Source organism: Cupriavidus sp. a3 (assembly GCF_051015765.1).
GTDB lineage: Bacteria > Pseudomonadota > Gammaproteobacteria > Burkholderiales > Burkholderiaceae > Cupriavidus > Cupriavidus oxalaticus_A.
The window spans coordinates 1,502,870-1,521,097 of record NZ_CP170643.1 but is presented as its reverse complement, the minus strand read 5'-3'; the positions used below and the strand labels follow the sequence as shown (position 1 = coordinate 1,521,097).

The window sequence follows — 18,228 nt, the reverse complement described above, 5'->3', positions numbered from 1 at the left end:
TCCGCGCACCCGGTGATTGCAGACAGGATTCACCAGAGAACATCATGAGCAACAACCAGCAAGCGGCCGGCACCAGCAATCCCCAGCAAGCCCCGGCCCCCAACGGCAACGGCCAGCGCAAGCGCATGCTGCTGTCGCTGACCGCGGCGATCGTTGTCGCCGGCATCGGCTACGGCGTGTACTGGGGCATGTACGCCCGCCATTTCGAAACCACCGACGATGCCTACGTCGCCGGCAACGTGGTGCAGGTGACCCCGCTGGTCGCCGGTACGGTGGTGTCGATCGCCGCCGACGACACGCAACTCGTCACCGCCGGCCAGCCGCTGATCCAGCTGGACCGCGCCGATACCCAGGTGTCGCTGGAACAGGCCGAGGCGCAGCTGGCGCAGGCCGTGCGCGAGGTGCGCACGCTGTACGTCAACAACGGCTCGCTCGCCGCCAATGTGGCGCTGCGCGAGGCCGATGTCGCCAAGGCGCGCGAAGACCTGCGCCGCCGCCAGGCCATCGCCGGCTCGGGCGCGGTCTCCAATGAAGAAATCTCGCACGCGCAGGCGGCGGTCAAGGCCGCCGAATCGGCGCTGCTGGCAGCGCGCGAGCAGCTGGCCTCGAACAAGGTGCTGACCGACCAGACCACCGTGGAAAAGCACCCTAACGTGCAGCGCGCCGCCGCCAACCTGCGCTCGGCCTACCTGTCGTTCGCGCGCTCGACCATGCCGGCGCCGGTGACCGGCTACGTGGCCAAGCGCTCGGTGCAGGTGGGCCAGCGCGTGGCCGCGGGCGCGCCGCTGATGGCGGTGGTGCCGCTGGACCAGGTCTGGGTCGACGCCAACTTCAAGGAAGTGCAGATCACCCATATGCGCATCGGCCAGCCGGTGACGCTGGAGGCTGACGTGTACGGCTCCAAGGTCGAGTACAAGGGCAAGGTCGCGGGCTTCTCGGCCGGTACCGGTTCCGCCTTCTCGCTGCTGCCGGCACAGAACGCCACCGGCAACTGGATCAAGGTGGTGCAGCGCCTGCCGGTGCGTATCGCGCTGGATCCGCAGCAGCTCAAGGACCACCCGCTGCGCGTGGGCCTGTCGATGACGGTGAAGGTCGACGTGCGCCGCGAGGAAGGCGCCGCCATGGCCAACGCCGCGCCGGCCAGGCCGATGCAGACCGACGTCTATGACAAGGTGGCGCAGGACGCCGACCAGCTGATCGCCCAGATCATCACCGCCAACAACGGCGGCCGCGCCGTCAGCCTGCCCGCCACCAATGGGACCGACGGCGCCAGCGCGGCCAACAACGCCAACGCCAAGCCTGCCCGCACCTGATCATGGCCAACTCCATCACCGCCGCGCAGCACGGCGCCGGCTCGCCGGCGCGGCCTGCCGCGCCGCTGGCGCCGCAGCAGCCGCAGCCGCTGACCGGCGGCAAGCTGGTGATCGGCACCATCGCGCTGTCGCTGGCCACGTTCATGAACGTGCTGGACTCGTCGATCGCCAACGTGTCGATCCCGGCAATCTCGGGCGACCTCGGCGTGGCGCCCAACCAGGGCACCTGGGTCATCACCTCGTTCGCGGTGGCCAATGCGATCTCGGTGCCGCTGACCGGCTGGCTGACCACGCGCTTCGGTGCGGTGCGGCTGTTCATCACGTCGATCCTGCTGTTCGTGCTGGCGTCGTGGCTGTGCGGCGTCGCGCCCAACCTGGAAACGCTGCTGGCCGCGCGGGTCCTGCAAGGGGCGGTGGCGGGGCCGATGATCCCGCTGTCGCAGTCGCTGCTGCTGTCGAGCTATCCACCCGCGAAAAGCACCATGGCGCTGGCGCTGTGGGGCATGACCACGCTGGTGGCGCCCATCATGGGCCCGCTGCTGGGCGGCTGGATCTCCGACAACATGACGTGGCCGTGGATCTTCTACATCAACGTGCCGGTGGGGATCATCACCGCCTACGCCACCTGGGCCATCTACAAGGACCGCGAGACGCCGACCAAGGTGCTGCCGATCGACCGCATCGGCCTGGCGCTGCTGGTGATCTGGGTGGGGTCGATGCAGCTGATGCTCGACAAGGGCAAGGAGCTGGACTGGTTCCACTCCACCGAGATCGTGGTGCTGACGCTGGTCGCCATTGTCGGCTTCCTGTTCTTCCTGGCATGGGAGAGCTATGAGAAGCATCCGATCGTCGACATCAGCCTGTTCAAGGGCCGCAACTTCAGCTCGGGGGTGATCGCCATCTCGGTGGCATATGGGCTGTTCTTCGGCAACCTGGTAATCCTGCCGCTGTGGCTGCAGACCATCATCGGCTATACGGCGACGGATGCCGGCATCGTGATGGCGCCGGTGGGGATCTTCGCGATCCTGCTGTCGCCGGTGATCGGGCGCAACCTGCCGAAGATGGATGCGCGCTGGGTCGCAACGGCCGCGTTCATCACCTTCGGCATCGTCAGCCTGATGCGTTCGGGCTTCACCACGCAGGTCGATACCTGGACGCTGATGGTGCCGACGCTGATCCAGGGCGCGGCGATGGCGATGTTCTTTATCCCGCTGACGTCGATCATCCTGTCGGGACAGCCGGCCGAGAAGATTCCGGCGGCATCGGGCTTGTCGAACTTCGTGCGGATTACCTTCGGCGGCATCGGCGCCTCGATCTCGACCACGGTATGGGAAAACCGCACGGCGCTGCACCACGCGCAGCTGGTCGAGCAGGTGAACCCGTACAACCCGGCCTATCAGGGCCAGCTCAGCCACCTGACGCAGATGGGCATGAGCCAGGCGCAGGCCGTGGGGGTGATCGAGCGCAACATCAGCCAGCAGGCAGCCATGCTGGGCGCCAACGATATCTTCTGGATTTCGGGGATGCTGTTCTTCGTGCTGATCGGCTTTGTCTGGCTCACGCGGCCAGCCAAGGGCGGCGGCGGTTCGGCGGACGCGATGGCGGCACACTGACGCATACACCTGCTTAGGGACAAAGGGACGCTTGCGAGCGTCCCTTTTTTGTCTTCTCGCCGGAACCCACCGGCACCCCTTGTATTCCGGCCTCGGCCGTCCTATGATTTCCAAACCGATTTACCGAACCACGGTTCCGAAAAACGGAACCAAACGGAAAACCAAAGAGACGGAGCGACGGTGTGAGCATTCTCGAGGGCGTGGAAAGCGTGCTGGCCATGTTCGAACAAGGCCGGCACGAGGTCACGTTCAACGACGTCATTGACGAACTCGGCCTGGCCAAGAGTTCGGCTTCGCGGCTGCTGGCGCAGATGGTGCGCTACCGGCTGCTGGAGCTGCAGCCATCGACGCGGCGCTACCGCCCCGGGACACTGCTGATCCGCGCCGCCCAGGCGGCGACACAGGCGCATCCGTTCGACGAGCAATGCCGGGCGATCCTGGCCGCGCTGTCTGACTCCACCGGCTTCACCGCCTACCTGTCGATGCTCGACGGCACCGACACCGTGGTGCTGCAGCGCCTGAACGGCAGCAACCCGGTGCAAGTGCTGTCGCCGCCAGGCGCGCGCCGGCCGGCATTCACCACCGCGATGGGCCGCGTCCTGCTCTCGCGCCTGCCGGAAGCCGAATTCAGCGCACGCTATGGCACTTCCGGCGCGCGCAAATTGCCCGAGGCGCCGGCTGGCTGCCCCGCTACCGTGGCCGAACTGGCCGAGCGCGTGGCAAGCGCCAGCCGCGAGCGCAGCGCGATCGCCGTGAATGAAGGCATGCCGGGCATTGGCGCCGTGGCCACCACGCTGGCCGATCCGCTTTCCGGAGATGTGCGCGGCCTGTGCCTGTCGTTCACCGCGATGCAGGTCAGCCAGGCCCAGGCCCACGCGCTGCGTGAAACGCTGGTGCAGGCAGTGGCGCCGGTCGGGCAGCGCATCGGCGATCCGCTCTGGCTTCATCCCGGCGACACCGCCGGGCAATAGCAATCCCGGCAGCTCAATCCCATGGAACTCCTGTTACTCAGCAACTCCACCAGCGACGCGGGCTACCTCGTCCATGCCCACGACGCGCTCCGCGAACTGGCCGGCGGGCGCACCCGCGCCTGCTTCCTCCCGTTCGCCGGCGTCACGCGCGACTGGGACACCTATGAAGCGCTGGTGCGCGACGCGCTGGCCCCGGCCGGCATCGAAGCGCACTCGCCCCACCGGCTCTCCGATGCCGAATGCGCGTGGGCGGTGGAAGCGGCCGAACTGATCGTCATCGGTGGCGGCAACACCTTCCGCCTGCTCCAATGCCTGCGCGAACGCGGCCTGCTGCCCGTCATCGCGCGCCAGGTGGCTGCGGGCGCGGCGCGCTATATCGGCTGGAGCGCCGGCACCAACGTCGCTTGCCCGACCATCCGCACCACCAACGACATGCCGGTCGCCGACCCCGGCGGCCTCGATGCGCTCGCGCTGGTCCCATTCCAGATCAACCCGCACTACTTCAACCTGATGGTGCCCGGCTTCCGCGGCGAAACGCGTGACCAGCGGCTGGCCGAGTTCACGGTGCTGCAGCCGCAGATGCCGGTGCTGGGCTTGCCCGAAGGCAACTGGGTGCGCGTATCGGGCGATCGCATGGAGATGGGCGGCGCGCATGGCGCACGCTGGTTCCTTGGCCAGGAGATCGTAGACGTCGCCCCCGGCGCATTGTCCGTGCCGGCCTGCGCCGCTGCCATCTGAGCCATCGCAATACAGGAAAGCAAGGAACCCAAGCAAGATGTCCATCAAGCAGGTGATTGAATCGATCGAGCTGCTGTCCGCAGCCAATGTCGACGGCGCAGCCGTTGCCGCTTTGCTGCGCGCGCGCGGCATCAGCGACGTAACGGTGACGCGCGTGGAAGAGAACGGCCTCTGCACCGACTTCCTCGCCTGCACCCTGCCCGGCCGCAACCCCGACGCGCCCGCGCTGGGCGTGGTCGGCCGCCTTGGCGGCGTGGGCGCGCGCCCGGCAGTGACCGGCCTGGTGTCCGATGCCGACGGTGCGATCGTCGCGGTCGCCACCGCGCTAAAGCTGGCCGACATGGCCGCCGGCGGCGACGTGCTGGCCGGCCCGGTCCGCATCCACACCCACATCTGCCCGCATGCCGCCACGCGGCCGCACCAGCCGGTGCCAATGATGAAGTCGCCCTTCGCCATGCGCACGATGATGTCGCACGAGGTCCATCCGCAAATGGCGGCGATCCTGTCGGTCGACACCACGCGCGGCAACCGCTTCGTCAACCGGCGCGGCGTCGCGCTGACGCCGGTGGCCAAGGAGGGCTGGCTGCTGCGCCTGCCCGAACGCATGCTGGACCTGATCGGCTGGGTCAGCGGCGAGCTGCCGGTGGTGCTGCCGCTGACCACGCAGGACATCACGCCCTACGAGAACGGGCTGTGGCACGTCAATTCGATCATGCAGCCGGCCATCGTCACCGATGCGCCGGTGGTCGGCGTGGCGCTGACCGCGCAGACCACGGTGCCTGGCTGCGCGACCGGCGTGACCAATGCCCATGACCTGGATGTGGCCACGCGCTTCTGTATCGAGGTCGCGAAGCTGTTCGGCCAGGGCCAGTGCGCCTTCTACGACGTGGACGAGTGGGCCGAACTGCAACGGCGCTACGGCTCGCTGGCGCACCTGCAAACCGTCGGGGTGGCTGCATGACCGCCACGGCCGAACGGCTGCCGCGCGTGGCCTTCGTCACCATCGGCCAGGCGCCGCGGACCGACGTGGTCCCGCAGATGCTGGCCGACCTGGGACTGCCGGTGGCGGCGGAAGAATTCGGCATCCTCGACGACCTCGACGCGGACCAGATCGCCGCACTCGCTCCGGCCGCTGGCGAATACCGCTTTGCCAGCCGCCTGCGCGACGGCTCGCAGGCCGTGATGGGCAAGCCCGTGGCCGAGGCGATGCTGGCGCGGCTGATGGCATCGCTGGACGATGGCCGCTTCGACGCACTCGTGCCGCTATGCACGGGCACCGCGCTGCCACCGATGCGCACGCTGGTAATTGAGCCGCAGCAGGTGGTGGACCACCTGACCGTCGCGCTCGCCCAGGGATGCAAGCGGCTCGGCATCGTGCTGCCGCTCGAAGGCCAGGTCGACAGTTTTCACCTGATCGAGGCGGTGTCCTGCGAACTGCGCGTCACGCATGCCTCGCCTTATACCGATATGGGCACGGGGCGCTTCGCACAGGCAGGCGAGACGCTGCGCGGCTGCGACCTGGTGGTGATGCACTGCATGGGCTACACCGAGGCGATGCGGGCCGAAGTCGCGCGCCATGCCGGCGCGCCGGTGCTGCTCTCGAACCGGATGGTGGCCAGGCTGCTCGGCCAGGTGCTGGAAGGCCGCGCCGGAAGCCGCCTGTGATGTGGCTTACGGGTAAGGGCAAGCCCGCTGACAGATTGCCCGTGACACTGCTGGAGTGGAAGTAACGATGGAAAAGGTGGCGAAGTGGATGGGGCCGCTGCTGCGCGGCATGGTGTGCATGAGCCTGGGCGCGGTAGCGGCCACGGGCGCGCATGCACAGGAGTGGAAGCCGTCGAAGCCGGTGCGGTTGCTGGTGGGCTTCGCGCCGGGCGGTTCTGCCGACCTGCTGGCGCGGCTGGTGCAGGGACCGTTGTCCGAAAGCCTCGGTGTGCCGGTGGTGGTGGAAAACGTCCCGGGCGCGGGCGGCAACATCGCTGCCGACAAGCTGGCCAAGGCGCCGGCTGATGGCTACACCATCGGCATGGGCGCGGCCGGTGCGATGGCGGTCACGCATGTGCTCAACGCGAAGGGCACGCCGTACAAGCCGGACGATTTCACGCCGATCGCCATGCTGGCGACGCAGCCCAACGTAGTGATCATCAACCCGGCATTGCCGGTCAGGTCGATGGCCGACTTCACCGCGTACGTGAAGAAGACGCCGCAGGTCACCTATGGCACGGCGGGCGTCGGCACGTCCAACCACCTGATCGCCGAGACCATGCTGCACCGCCTCGGCGTCGACATGGTCCACGCGCCGTACAAGGGCGCCACGCCGGTGATCACCGACCTGATGGGCGGCCATATCGCCATGACCGTGGACAACATCACCACGGCGGCATCGCTGGCCAAGTCCGGCAAGGTCCGCGCCATCGCCGTCACCGGCAGCAAGCGCTCGCCGCTGTTGCCCGACGTGCCGACGCTGGCCGAGAGCGGCCTGAAGGATTTCAATATGCCGACCTGGCAAGGGATCTTCGGCCCGAAGGACCTGCCCAAGCCGATCGTGGCCCGCTACAACCAGGCACTGGTGAAGGCGCTGGCGAATCCGGAAGTGAAGAAGAAGATGGCGGAGTTCGGCTCCGAGCCGGTCGGCGGCACGCCCGAGCACTTCGCCGGGTTCCTGGCGCAGGATCGCAAGATGTGGGCCGACGTGATCAAGGCAGCAAAAATCACGCTCGACTGATCCGCTCCCGGCGAGGAGCGGCGCCTACAGCTTGACCAGCCGCTCCGGCCGCAAGGCTCCCTCGCGCATGCGAGCAACGCCGAGCAGGCGCGCCGGCGCGCCGGCATAGACGCGCGCCAGCACGCCTTCCGCGATATCGGTGCCATCGGGCAGGTCCCGGTGCGCAATGCGCTGTCCCTGCAGGAAGCGCGCAGCGGCAGCTTCGTCCAGCGTCACGGGCGGACTTTTCTGCAGCAAGGCGTCGACGGGGGCCAGCATGTCCGGCCGCGCGGCATCGTCCTGTTGCTCGATCTGCTCGAGCGTCACCGCGCCGTCCAGCGTCAGGTCGCCCACGGCAATGCGGCGCAGGCCGGTCAGGTGGGCGCCGCAGCCCAGCGCCTCGCCGATATCCTCGGCCAGCGTGCGGATGTAGGTGCCCTTGCTGCAGGTCACGCGCATGGTGAACGCGGCCGTGGTGAACGCCGGGGGCAGCGCGCAACCCAGCAGTTCGATCGCATGGATGGTGACGCGGCGCGCGGCGCGCTCGACCGTCTGCCCAGCGCGCGCGTACTCGTACAGCGGGCGGCCATCCTTCTTCAGCGCCGAATGCATCGGCGGCACCTGTTCGATCTCGCCGGTAAAGCGCGCCAGCGCCTGCTCCACCGCGGCGCGGTCGCAGGTCACCTCACGGACATCGAGCAACTCGCCCTCGGCGTCGCCGGTACTGGAGCGCGCACCCAGCCGCACCACGGCGTCATAGGTCTTGTCCGCTTCCAGCAGGTCCTGCGAAAACTTGGTGGCCTCGCCAAAGCACAGTGGCAGCAGGCCGGTGGCCAGCGGATCAAGCGTGCCGGTATGCCCGGCCTTGTTGGCGCGCAACAGGCGCTTGGCGCGCACCAGCGCATCGTTGGACGACAGGCCCAGCGGCTTGTCGAGCAGCAGCACACCATGGACATCGCGGCGCGGCAGGCGCGGCGGACGGGCGGCGTTGGAATCGGTCATCGGAGGAAACAGGAGCGACGCTGATGCGGCGCGGCGTGCGACCCTGGCGGTCGCGTTGCCCATGCCTGGCGGCACGGGCACCGGCTCAGTCGTCTTTCGAACGCGTGGCGTTCGCTTCGTTGATCAGCTTGGACATCTCAATCGCGTGTTCGACCGAGGTGTCGTGCAGGAAGCGCAGCGTCGGCACGGTATGGATGTGCAGGCGCTTGTACAGCAGCGAGTGCAGGAAGCCGGCCTTCTCGTTGAGGATGGCTTCGGCCGTCGCCGGCTCGGCACCCAGCACGGTGAAGTGCACCTTGGCGTGGGCATAGTCCGGCGTCAGCGTGACCGACTGCAGCGTGACCAGGCCCAGGCGCGGGTCGCGCAGCTCGCGCTGGATCATCTCGGCCAGGTCCTTCTGGATCTGGTCGGAGATGCGGAGGTTGCGGGAGGAGATATTGCCTTTCTTGGCCATTCAATACTGTTCTGCTGAGATGACAACGGCAGGCCGAGGCCTGCCGTTGCTTGCGACGCTTACAGCGTACGCGCCACCTCGGTGATTTCGTACACTTCGAGCTGGTCGCCTTCCTGAACATCGTTGAAGTTCTTGATCGACAGACCGCACTCGAAGCCTTGCTTCACTTCCTTGACGTCGTCCTTGAAGCGCTTCAGCGAATCGAGCTCGCCGCTGAAGATGACCACGTTGTTGCGCAGCACGCGCACCAGCGAACTCCGCTTGACCACGCCGTCGGTGACCATACAGCCCGCCACCGCACCGACCTTCGGCACGCGGAAGACCTGGCGCACCTCGACCGTGCCGGTCGTGGTCTCGCGCTTCTCCGGCGCCAGCATGCCCGACATCGCCGCCTTGATCTCGTCTACCGCATCGTAAATGATGTTGTAGTAGCGGATATCGATGCCGTTGTGCTCGGCCAGCTTGCGCGCGCCAGCGTCGGCACGCACGTTGAAGCCGATGATGACCGCCTTCGAGGCCGTCGCCAGGTTGACGTCGGACTCGGAGATGCCACCCACGCCGCCGTGCACGATCTGCACGCGCACTTCGGCGGTCGACAGCTTCTGCAGCGATTGCACCAGCGCTTCCTGCGAACCCTGCACGTCGGCCTTGACGATCAGCGGCAGCGTTTGCACTTCGCCTTCCGTCATCTGCTCGAGCATGTTCTCCAGCTTGGCGGCCTGTTGCTTGGCCAGCTTCACGTCGCGGAACTTGCCCTGGCGGAACAGCGCGATTTCGCGCGCCTTGCGCTCGTCCGGCAGCACCAGCACTTCCTCGCCGGCGGCAGGCACTTCCGACAGGCCCTGGATTTCCACCGGGATCGACGGGCCGGCTTCCTTGGTCGGCTTGCCGTTCTCGTCCAGCATGGCACGCACGCGGCCATAGGCGCTGCCAGCCAGGACCACGTCGCCACGCTTGAGCGTGCCGCTGCTGACCAGGATGGTAGCGATCGGGCCCTTGCCCTTGTCGAGCTGGGCTTCCACCACCAGGCCCTTGGCCGGGGCGTCGACCGGCGCCTTCAGTTCCAGCACTTCAGCTTGCAGCGACACCTGCTCCAGCAGGTCTTCGATACCGGTACCGGCCTTGGCGGACACCGGCACGAACGGCGAATCGCCGCCGTATTCTTCCGGCACCACCTGCTCGGCCACCAGTTCCTGCTTGACGCGGTCCGGGTTGGCTTCGGGCTTGTCGATCTTGTTGATCGCCACCACGATGGGCACGCCGGCAGCCTTGGCGTGCGCAATCGCTTCCTTGGTCTGCGGCATCACGCCGTCGTCGGCCGCGACCACCAGGATCACGATGTCGGTCGCCTTGGCACCGCGGGCACGCATGGCCGTAAAGGCCTCGTGACCCGGGGTGTCCAGGAAGGTGATCACGCCGCGGTCGGTTTCCACGTGGTAGGCACCGATGTGCTGCGTAATGCCGCCGGCTTCGCCCGCGGCAACCTTGGTGCGGCGGATGTAGTCCAGCAGCGAGGTCTTGCCGTGGTCGACGTGACCCATCACGGTCACCACCGGCGGACGCGGCAGCAGTTCGGCGTCGGTGTGCTCTTCACCGTCCACCACCAGCAGCGCTTCCGGATCGTCCAGCTTGGCGGCGAACGCCTTGTGGCCCATTTCTTCCACCACGATCATGGCGGTTTCCTGGTCCAGCACCTGGTTGATCGTCACCATCTGGCCGAGCTTCATCATCTGCTTGATGACCTCGGACGCCTTCACGGCCATCTTGTGGGCGAGATCCGCCACCGAGATGGTTTCCGGCACGTGCACTTCACGCACCACCGGTTCGGTCGGCGCCTGGAAGCTGCTGCGGCTGTCGTCATGCTGCTGCTGACGGCCGCCGCGGCCACGCGGGCCACCGCGCCAGCCGCCCACGCCGCCCGACGAATCGCCGCGCGTCTTCAGGCCACCGCCCTTCTTGCGGCTGCCTTCGTCCTGCCACGTGCCAGGCTTACCCACCTTGCCCTTCTTGTCGGCGGTGGTGGTGGTCGTGGCCGTGGTGGCGGGCTTCTTGTCGCCAGCCTTGGCTTCGGTCGCGGTCGCGGAAGCCGGCTTGACCGGCTTGTGCAGCGTGCCGGTCTGCTCGGCCTTCTTTTCTTCGGCCTTGCGCTCGGACGGCGCCTTCAACACGCGAGCCGGCGCATTCAGCATCTGCTGGATGGCGCGGGCTTCGGCTTCGGCAGCCTCGCGGCGCTTGCGTGCGGCAATCTCTTGTTCGGCACGGGCCTTGTCGGCGGCAGCCTTGGCCTCGTCGGCGGCCTTCTGGGCCTCGGCGCGCTCGGCGGCCACACGGGCCTTCTCGTCCTCGGCCTTCTTGCGCGAGGAGTCTTCCGCAGCCTCGGTCACGGCACGCGACGCCGCAGCCTCTTCCTCCGCCTTCTTGGCGGCGAGTTCGGCCTGGCGGCGCTGTTCCGCTTCCAGGGCTTCCTGGCGGGCACGGCGCTCGGCTTCCTCGCGCTCGGCAGCCTCGCGGGCGGCCTTGGCTTCGGCTTCCTGGCGCGCCAGCAGTTCGGCCTGGCGTCGTTCTTCCTCTTCGCGGCGTGCCTGCTCGGCCGTGTCGACAACCGGGGGCTGAGCCTCGGCCGTATCAGCGTGCGCCTCGGGGTGGGCTTCGTCGCGCTTGATCAGGACGCGCTTCTTGCGCACTTCGACCTGGACCGTGCGGGTCTTGCCGGCGCCATCCGACTGGCGGATCTCGGACGTCTCGCGCTTCGTCAGCGTGATCTTCTTCCGGGAGCTGTCGTCGGCCTGGCCGTGCGAACGCTTCAGATAGTCCAGCAGCCTGGTCTTATCCGATTCCGTGATGATGTCTTCTGGCGCAGCTTTGCCCACCCCAGCCGCCTGCAATTGTTCCAGCAGGGCAGCTGCGCTGCGACTCAGTTCTGCGGCCAGTTGGGCAACTGTTGTGCTTGCCATTCAAACCCTTTCAATGCTTGGTGTCTTCGTCGGGACAAATCGTATGCGGAAAGCGCGCCCGGGCTGGTATTGGCCAGCCCGGCCCCGTGTCCCTCAGTTGAACCAATGTTCCCGTGCTTTCATGATCAGCGCCTTGGCTTCTTCCTCGGTGACGCCGGTCATCTCGACCAGTTCGTCGACGGCCAGTTCGGCCAGGTCGTCACGCGTGTGGATATCACCTTCGGCCAGCTTGCCGATCAGTTCCGGGTTCAGGCCGTCGAGCGAGCGCAGATCCTGCGACACCTCTTCCACCTTTTCTTCCCGGGCCAGTTCCATCGTCAGGAGCGCATCACGCGCGCGGTTGCGCAGCTCGTTGACGGTGTCTTCGTCAAAGGCCTCGATCTCCATCATTTCACTGATGGGGACATAGGCCACTTCTTCCAGCGTGGAGAAGCCTTCCTCGATCAGGATGTCTGCCACTTCCTCATCCACGTCCAGCTTGGACATGAACAGCTTGCGCACGACATCGCTCTCTTCGGCCTGCTTCTGCGCCGATTCTTCCTGCGTCATGATGTTGATCTGCCAGCCGGTCAGCTCGGACGCCAGGCGTACGTTCTGACCACTGCGGCCGATGGCGACGGCGAGGTTTTCCTCGTCGACCACCACGTCCATGCTGTGCTTCTCTTCATCGACCACGATCGACTGCACTTGCGCAGGTGCCAGTGCGCCGATCACAAACTGCGCCGGGTCTTCCGACCACAGCACGATATCCACGGCCTCGCCGCCGATCTCGTTGCGCACCGCGGTCACGCGCGTACCGCGCACGCCCACGCAGGTGCCGATCGGGTCGATGCGCTTGTCATGCGCCACCACCGCGATCTTGGCACGCACGCCCGGATCACGCGCGGCGGCCTTGATTTCCAGCAGGCCCTGCTCCATTTCCGGCACTTCGTTTTCGAAGAGCTTGATCAGGAACTCGGGGGCCGTGCGCGACAACTCGATCTGCGGGCCGCGCGCGGCGCGGTCCACGTTCAGGATATAGGCACGCACGCGATCGCCGGTGCGCAGGTTTTCCTTCGGGATGATCTGGTCGCGGGCCAGCAGCGCTTCGACGCGGCCGGATTCCACGATCAGGCCCTTCTTGTCGGCGCGCTTGACCGTGCCGGTCATGATCTTCTCGCCGCGATCCAGGTAGTCGTTCAGGATCTGCTCGCGCTCGGCGTCGCGGATGCGCTGCAGGATCACCTGCTTGGCGGCCTGCGCGCCGATACGGCCGAACTCGACCGACTCGATCTGCTGCTCGATGTAGTCGCCAAGCTCAAGGCTGGGGTTCTCATCGCGGGCTTCGAACAGAAGGATTTGCTTGTCCGGCTCCTGCAGGCCCTGCTCGTCGGGAACGACCAGCCAGCGGCGGAAGGTTTCATGCTCGCCCGACTCGCGATCGATCGCGACCCGGATATCCACGTCTTCTTCGAAACGCTTCTTGGTGGCCGAGGCGAGCGCCGCCTCCAGGGCACCGAATACCACATCCTTGTCGACGTTCTTCTCACGCGCAAGCGCATCGACGAGCAACAGAACTTCGCGGCTCATTGCTTGTTCCCTTTTCTTTGATTTCCTTTGAAGTCGAATACCGGCACCAGGCGTGCCTTGTCGACATCGGATACGGCAAATTCCAGCAGTGCCGGGCCATCCTTGCCCTCGAACTCCAGGCCGACCTTCTCCGCGCCAGCCTCGCCGGCCGGTTCGCGCAGGATGCCCGTGAAGTTCTTCTGCCCGTTCACCGGCAGGCGCAGCGTCACGCGCGCCTCGGCGCCGGCAAAGCGGACGTAGTCGGCCAGCTTCTTCAGCGGCCGGTCCAGTCCGGGCGACGAGACCTCGAGGCGTTCGTAGTCGACGTTCTCGACCGTGAACACGTGGGTGAGCTGGCGGCTCACCTTTTCACAATCCTCGATGGCGATGCCGGTTTCAGGCTGATCGATATAGACACGCAGCAATCCGGCCGGGGCACGCTCGAGCTCAACCAGCTCATATCCCATGCCGTTAAGGGTGGTTTCGATCAAATCTGCCAGATGCACTGTTATCCCGAGTAATGGCCATCAACACCGTTGGCAGGCAAACCCGCCGCTGCCGTCCGGGACGACCCTGCTGCAGTGCTGCCTGTCCGCCATCCCGCACGCGCCGGGGCGCGGGACCGAATTCGGGCGAACCAAAAAAAAATGGGCGCAATGCCCATCATTCGCCCACCCTCGGCGAGGATGGCTTTTTGAATAGACTTGAATTATACGCGGATTATGTCGAAAAGGCAAAAGCCAGACATACTCGCGGATTACGCGCCGCGCCGGCGGGTCGTCACCCCGCCGTGCGCGGCATCAGGCACTCAGCGATTGCCGCCGCGATTGCCCCCGCGGCTGCCTCCGCGATTGCCACCACCGCCGCCGCCGCCACGCTGGCCGCGATTTCCGCCTGCCTTCGCCGCCTTCGGCATGACGTTTCCGTTCGCCTCGCCGCCGCCACGACGCTGCGGCTTGCCTTGCCCGCCAAGCCCGGCGCCACCGCCACCACGCGCCTGGCGCGCGCCGGTGCCGCGGCCGCCGCCAAGGTTGGCCGCGTGCGAGGTCAGCAGCGTGGGGCCGTGGCTGATGTAGCCCATCGACGTCTTCATCGGATCCGGCTGGCCGCCGCGGCTGCCGCCCCGCGCACCGCCCTGCTCGTAGCGCGGCAGGCCGTCCATGCCGGTATGCATCGGCATGCCGGCAATCGCCGCTTCGGTACGCTGCTTGCGCCCCCCGACCTTGGTCGCGCCCTTGCCGGACTGCTCGCCCTTGCCTGGCACCTTCAGGCCGACGGCGGTCATCAGCGCCTTGACGTCATTGGGCTCGACCTCCTGCCAGCGGCCGCGCTTGAGGCCGCGCGGAAGCAGGAACTGCCCGTAGCGCGTACGGATCAGGCGCGACACGGTCAGGCCGACCGCCTCGAACATGCGCCGCACTTCGCGGTTGCGGCCTTCGGTCAGCGCCACGTGGTACCACTGGTTGACGCCCTCGCCGCCGCCGTCCGCGATGCGCAGGAAGTTGGCCTCGCCGTCGTCCAGCTTGATGCCGTGCAGCAGGCGCTGGCGGTCGGCTTCGGCCAGCTCGCCCAGCGTGCGCACCGCGTATTCACGTTCGACGCCGTAGCGCGGGTGCATGAAGCGGTTGGCGATATCGCCCGAGGTGGTGAAGATCAGCAGGCCCTCGGTATTGAAGTCCAGCCGGCCAATGGCGACCCACTTGCCGGACTTGATGCGCGGCAGGCTGTCGAACACGGTCGGACGGCCTTCCGGGTCCGACTGGCTGACGATTTCGCCGGCCGGCTTGTGGTACAGCAGCACGCGCGGCGGCTTGGTCGAGACCTTGCGGTGAATCAGCTTGCCGTTGACGCGCACCTGGTCGGCCGGCAGGATGCGCTGGCCGATATGCGCCGGCAGCCCGTTGACCGAGACCCGTCCCTGCAGGATCAGCTCTTCCATTTCGCGGCGCGAGCCCAGGCCGCCTTCGGCCAGCACCTTGTGCAGCTTCGGGGCGTCGTCCTCGGCCGACAGCTCACGCACCGGCTTCGCCTTGGTGCGCGGGATGACCGTGTCTTCCTTGTCGTACTGCTCGGAAATCACGAAGCGGAACAGGTCCTCGCTGCTGGCCGCGGCCTTGTCGCCACCACCCTGGCCCTGGCCCTTGCGCTGGCCCTGCGGCTTGGCACCCTCCTTGCGGCGGCCCTGCGGCTGCCGGCCGGCAGCGCCCTGGCCCTCGGCCGGAGCGGCTGACTTGCCGCTGCGCGGGTTCGGCTTGCGCTTGCGGGGCGCCTGCTCACCCTTGTCCGCCCTCTCGGCTCTTTCGGCTTTCTCGCCGCTTTCAGCCTTGTGCGCCTTGTGCGCCTTGTCGGCCGGGGCCTGCGCCGACTGGCCGCCATCGCCCTGAGCCGGCTTGCGCTTGCCGCGGCCGCGCTGGGCACCGCGCCCGCCGGCCGCCGCTGGCGCCGGGGCCGCTTCCGCGGCGTCGCCGGGCATACCGGCCTCGGCGCCTTCGGCGCGGCCGGCATCGCGATCTTGCGTGGCCTGGCGGCGCGACGCCACCAGGTTCCTCAGCCCGCGGCGCAGCCCCTTGCGGCGGGGCGCGGCTTCGCTGCCCGATCCGGGTTCGGCGGCGCCGGAATCGGCGGGTGCGCCCGCATGGCGGGTGTCTTGCTCAACGGAATCAGACAAGATATTCACTATCGGATGTTGCATGTTGTTCAGTTCGGCACGCGTTCGTCGTGCTCGCTCGGGTGCGGCGAGGCGCCGTCTTCCGGCAGTTCAGCCCGTGCCCCGTCCGGATCGGAATCGGCAGGATTGCCCAGCTCGGTTGGTTCGCCTTCGGCACCCAGTTCCTCCGCCCCATGCTGGTGCGGCTGCAGGTCGAATCCGTTGGCGACTGCGCCGTCGGCGGACGCCTGGCCGGCGTCCGTGGCTTCGGGCTCGCCTGCGGCGGATGCCTCGGGCCGGGCCGGCTCGGCAAACGCCTCTTCATCGGCACTGCCAGGCTTGCCTGCCGCCAGCGCCTCGAAATCGATGGCCTGCTGGTCCAGCAGCGTTGCCTGCGCCTGCGCCTGGGCATCCTCGAGCGGGGGCAGCTCGTCCAGCGTGCGCAGCCCGAGGTCGTCCAGGAACGCCTTGGTGGTGGCATACAGGGCCGGACGCCCCGGCACGTCGCGGTGCCCGATCACCTCGATCCAGCTGCGGTCTTCCAGCTTCTTGATGACTTCCGTGCTGACCGTCACGCCGCGGATTTCCTCGATATCGCCACGCGTCACCGGCTGGCGATAAGCGATGATCGCCAGCGTCTCCATCACGGCGCGCGAGTATTTCGGCGGCTTTTCCGGATTCAGGCGATCAAGGTATTCACGCATCTCGGGGCGGCTCTGGAAGCGCCAGCCGCTGGCCAGCGACACAAGCTCCACGCCGCGCGGGCGCCAGTCCTGGCGCAGTTCCTCCAGCAGCACGCGGACGGTGTCCGCGCCGACGTCGTCGGCGAACAACCGTCGCAGATCATTGACGCGCAAAGGCTCCTGCGCGCAGATCAGCGCCGTCTCGAGGACGATCTTCGCCTCTTGGGTATTCATGTTGATGGTGTGCAGCCTGTCTTTGCACCTGCTCCCGGACGGATCCGGGGCACCGGAGATTTTGGATACAGCGATGCCAATGCCATCGCCATCTCATTGCGCAGCTCACCCGGATGCCTGCTGCATCCAAGCCGTGCACTTCCCTTTCTTTGCATCGAGTTGCCGGGTCACTCCGGCAGGAGATCGTTCGCATGCCGCCATGGGCCGGTCAGCGAACCTCTTGCGTGGCGCGTCCGCACAACGGACGCCGCTGTCGGCGAACTGAACGCCTCGGACGCAAGAAAAACGGGTATCGGGAGCAAGGCCGGCATCTCCAACACCGCAGTGCCAGCCGGGCTTTTGAACCAGATCATTTGAACCGGATGGACCGCGGGACGGGCCAGGAATCGAACTACCAACACTCCCCGCCGCCCTGGGCGCACCTTCTGGCAGGAAGGCCGCTGGCGCTGCTCGCCGCTGCTTACAAAACACCGCGCGATACCGCAATGCTGGCGATTGTATGGCATTCCCGCCCTCGCCCGCAACCACCATCCGACGCGCCGAGCGCCGCATACGTCTCAAAAGACCAGGCAGAAACCCTGCTCTGCCAGCGAATGTGGCAACAACACCGCGCGCGCCAGACCAAGGGCCCCGAACACCATGACCGCCACGCCCGCGCCCACGCGCACCGCGCGCCGCCGCGACAGGCTGCGCAGGTAGCCGGACAGCCCCGACAGCACCAGCAGGTTGGGCAGCGTACCGATGCCAAACACACCCATCACCAGCGCACCGGAACCGGCATTGCCGGCGAGCAGCGCCAGCGTCAGCGCTCCATAGACCATGCCGCACGGCACCAGCCCCCACGCCAGGCCAACACCATAGCGCCTGGCAAGCCCCCCATGCGCACGCACGAAGGTGGGCATGGCGCCGCCGCCCAGCCGCCCAAGCTGCCGCGCCAGCACGCTGCCTGCCCGCACCGCCAGCCGCTCGAGCCACGCGACGGTAAAGGCATTGCCGCGCAGCACGCGCCAGCCCGACCACAGCAGCATGGCACTGCCGGCACCAAACAACCAGCGCTGCAACGGCAGGTAGTCCTGCTTCCACGCGCCGGCGCCAATCGCGCCCAACAGCGCGCCAAGCAGCACATAGGTCGAAATCCTGCCCAGGTGCATTGCCAGCAACTCGCCGGCCCAGGCAGCGCGGCTACGCACGAAGGTCAGGGCCGCGACGCCGCCACGCGGCTGTTCAACCGCCAGTGCGATGCCGCCACACATTGCCGCGCAGTGCACGCCGCCCAGCAATGCCAGCATAAAAACGCTAATTAGCACACCAAATGGCAAATCTGACTCCCTGCCTCATCACATCGCACGGTAAAATGGCGGGGTCGC

The 18,228-nt window shown here is 67.2% G+C and carries 15 protein-coding genes; 7 read left to right on the top strand and 8 right to left on the bottom strand.

The window, feature by feature from the left end; genetic code table 11:
* Positions 1-44: 44 nt before the first annotated feature.
* The 7 genes from ACAD63_RS07275 to ACAD63_RS07245 all read left to right on the top strand — a co-directional run bounded on the left by ACAD63_RS07275 (position 45) and on the right by ACAD63_RS07245 (position 7,360).
* Entirely contained in the window at positions 45-1,313 is a 1,269-nt protein-coding gene (locus tag ACAD63_RS07275) for an HlyD family efflux transporter periplasmic adaptor subunit (RefSeq protein WP_434033646.1), read from the top strand.
* 2 nt (positions 1,314-1,315) lie between these two features.
* Entirely contained in the window at positions 1,316-2,926 is a 1,611-nt protein-coding gene (locus ACAD63_RS07270) for a DHA2 family efflux MFS transporter permease subunit (protein ID WP_255519689.1), read from the top strand.
* Positions 2,927-3,108: 182 nt separating this feature from the next.
* On the top strand, positions 3,109-3,897 hold the full coding sequence (locus ACAD63_RS07265) for an IclR family transcriptional regulator (RefSeq protein ID WP_133096483.1): 789 nt from the start codon (positions 3,109-3,111) through the stop codon (positions 3,895-3,897).
* Between the two features lie 21 nt (positions 3,898-3,918).
* Positions 3,919-4,635 (top strand): dipeptidase PepE, encoded by a 717-nt coding sequence (pepE, locus tag ACAD63_RS07260; RefSeq protein ID WP_195427500.1) that lies wholly within the window; start codon positions 3,919-3,921, stop codon positions 4,633-4,635.
* A 37-nt stretch (positions 4,636-4,672) separates the two neighbouring features.
* Entirely contained in the window at positions 4,673-5,596 is a 924-nt protein-coding gene (locus ACAD63_RS07255; RefSeq protein WP_135705483.1) for a DUF1177 domain-containing protein, read from the top strand.
* Positions 5,593-6,300, top strand: coding sequence for an AroM family protein (locus ACAD63_RS07250; protein ID WP_434033645.1), 708 nt, complete (start codon positions 5,593-5,595; stop codon positions 6,298-6,300). The genes ACAD63_RS07255 and ACAD63_RS07250 overlap by 4 nt, the downstream gene beginning before the upstream one ends.
* Before the next feature lie 67 nt (positions 6,301-6,367).
* Positions 6,368-7,360, top strand: coding sequence for a Bug family tripartite tricarboxylate transporter substrate binding protein (locus ACAD63_RS07245; RefSeq protein ID WP_434033644.1), 993 nt, complete (start codon positions 6,368-6,370; stop codon positions 7,358-7,360).
* 24 nt (positions 7,361-7,384) lie between these two features.
* Here the strand turns inward: ACAD63_RS07245 and truB are convergent, their stop codons facing one another.
* The 8 genes from truB to ACAD63_RS07205 form a co-directional block, all read right to left on the bottom strand.
* Complete coding sequence (gene truB, locus ACAD63_RS07240) at positions 7,385-8,341, bottom strand: tRNA pseudouridine(55) synthase TruB (protein WP_135705486.1); 957 nt, start codon at positions 8,339-8,341, stop codon at positions 7,385-7,387.
* 85 nt (positions 8,342-8,426) lie between these two features.
* Entirely contained in the window at positions 8,427-8,795 is a 369-nt protein-coding gene (gene rbfA, locus ACAD63_RS07235) for a 30S ribosome-binding factor RbfA (RefSeq protein ID WP_029046201.1), read from the bottom strand.
* A gap of 59 nt (positions 8,796-8,854) precedes the next feature.
* Positions 8,855-11,749 (bottom strand): translation initiation factor IF-2, encoded by a 2,895-nt coding sequence (gene infB, locus ACAD63_RS07230; protein WP_133096490.1) that lies wholly within the window; start codon positions 11,747-11,749, stop codon positions 8,855-8,857.
* A gap of 93 nt (positions 11,750-11,842) precedes the next feature.
* Entirely contained in the window at positions 11,843-13,318 is a 1,476-nt protein-coding gene (gene nusA / locus ACAD63_RS07225) for a transcription termination factor NusA (RefSeq protein WP_029046199.1), read from the bottom strand.
* Entirely contained in the window at positions 13,315-13,803 is a 489-nt protein-coding gene (gene rimP, locus ACAD63_RS07220) for a ribosome maturation factor RimP (RefSeq protein WP_029046198.1), read from the bottom strand. Before rimP ends, nusA begins: the two co-directional genes overlap by 4 nt.
* A gap of 302 nt (positions 13,804-14,105) precedes the next feature.
* Positions 14,106-15,989 carry a 23S rRNA pseudouridine(2605) synthase RluB gene (gene rluB / locus ACAD63_RS07215; RefSeq protein ID WP_434033643.1) on the bottom strand — a complete coding sequence of 628 codons (1,884 nt, stop codon included), beginning with the start codon at positions 15,987-15,989 and terminating at the stop codon, positions 14,106-14,108.
* 5 nt (positions 15,990-15,994) lie between these two features.
* Positions 15,995-16,861 carry an SMC-Scp complex subunit ScpB gene (gene scpB, locus ACAD63_RS07210; RefSeq protein WP_434033642.1) on the bottom strand — a complete coding sequence of 289 codons (867 nt, stop codon included), beginning with the start codon at positions 16,859-16,861 and terminating at the stop codon, positions 15,995-15,997.
* 557 nt (positions 16,862-17,418) lie between these two features.
* Positions 17,419-18,180 (bottom strand): sulfite exporter TauE/SafE family protein, encoded by a 762-nt coding sequence (locus ACAD63_RS07205; protein WP_133096493.1) that lies wholly within the window; start codon positions 18,178-18,180, stop codon positions 17,419-17,421.
* Between the last annotated feature and the right edge of the window lie 48 nt (positions 18,181-18,228).

Bases quoted from the DNA above. Each gene is read 5' to 3' on its own strand.
- ACAD63_RS07275 (WP_434033646.1), top strand. From the start codon at position 45: ATGAGCAACAACCAGCAAGCGGCCGGCACCAGCAATCCCCAGCAAGCC.
- ACAD63_RS07270 (WP_255519689.1), top strand. From the start codon at position 1,316: ATGGCCAACTCCATCACCGCCGCGCAGCACGGCGCCGGCTCGCCGGCG.
- pepE (WP_195427500.1), top strand. From the start codon at position 3,919: ATGGAACTCCTGTTACTCAGCAACTCCACCAGCGACGCGGGCTACCTC.
- ACAD63_RS07255 (WP_135705483.1), top strand. From the start codon at position 4,673: ATGTCCATCAAGCAGGTGATTGAATCGATCGAGCTGCTGTCCGCAGCC.
- ACAD63_RS07250 (WP_434033645.1), top strand. From the start codon at position 5,593: ATGACCGCCACGGCCGAACGGCTGCCGCGCGTGGCCTTCGTCACCATC.
- ACAD63_RS07245 (WP_434033644.1), top strand. From the start codon at position 6,368: ATGGAAAAGGTGGCGAAGTGGATGGGGCCGCTGCTGCGCGGCATGGTG.
- truB (WP_135705486.1), bottom strand. From the start codon at position 8,341: ATGACCGATTCCAACGCCGCCCGTCCGCCGCGCCTGCCGCGCCGCGAT.
- rbfA (WP_029046201.1), bottom strand. From the start codon at position 8,795: ATGGCCAAGAAAGGCAATATCTCCTCCCGCAACCTCCGCATCTCCGAC.
- infB (WP_133096490.1), bottom strand. From the start codon at position 11,749: ATGGCAAGCACAACAGTTGCCCAACTGGCCGCAGAACTGAGTCGCAGC.
- nusA (WP_029046199.1), bottom strand. From the start codon at position 13,318: ATGAGCCGCGAAGTTCTGTTGCTCGTCGATGCGCTTGCGCGTGAGAAG.
- rluB (WP_434033643.1), bottom strand. From the start codon at position 15,989: ATGCAACATCCGATAGTGAATATCTTGTCTGATTCCGTTGAGCAAGAC.
- scpB (WP_434033642.1), bottom strand. From the start codon at position 16,861: ATGAATACCCAAGAGGCGAAGATCGTCCTCGAGACGGCGCTGATCTGC.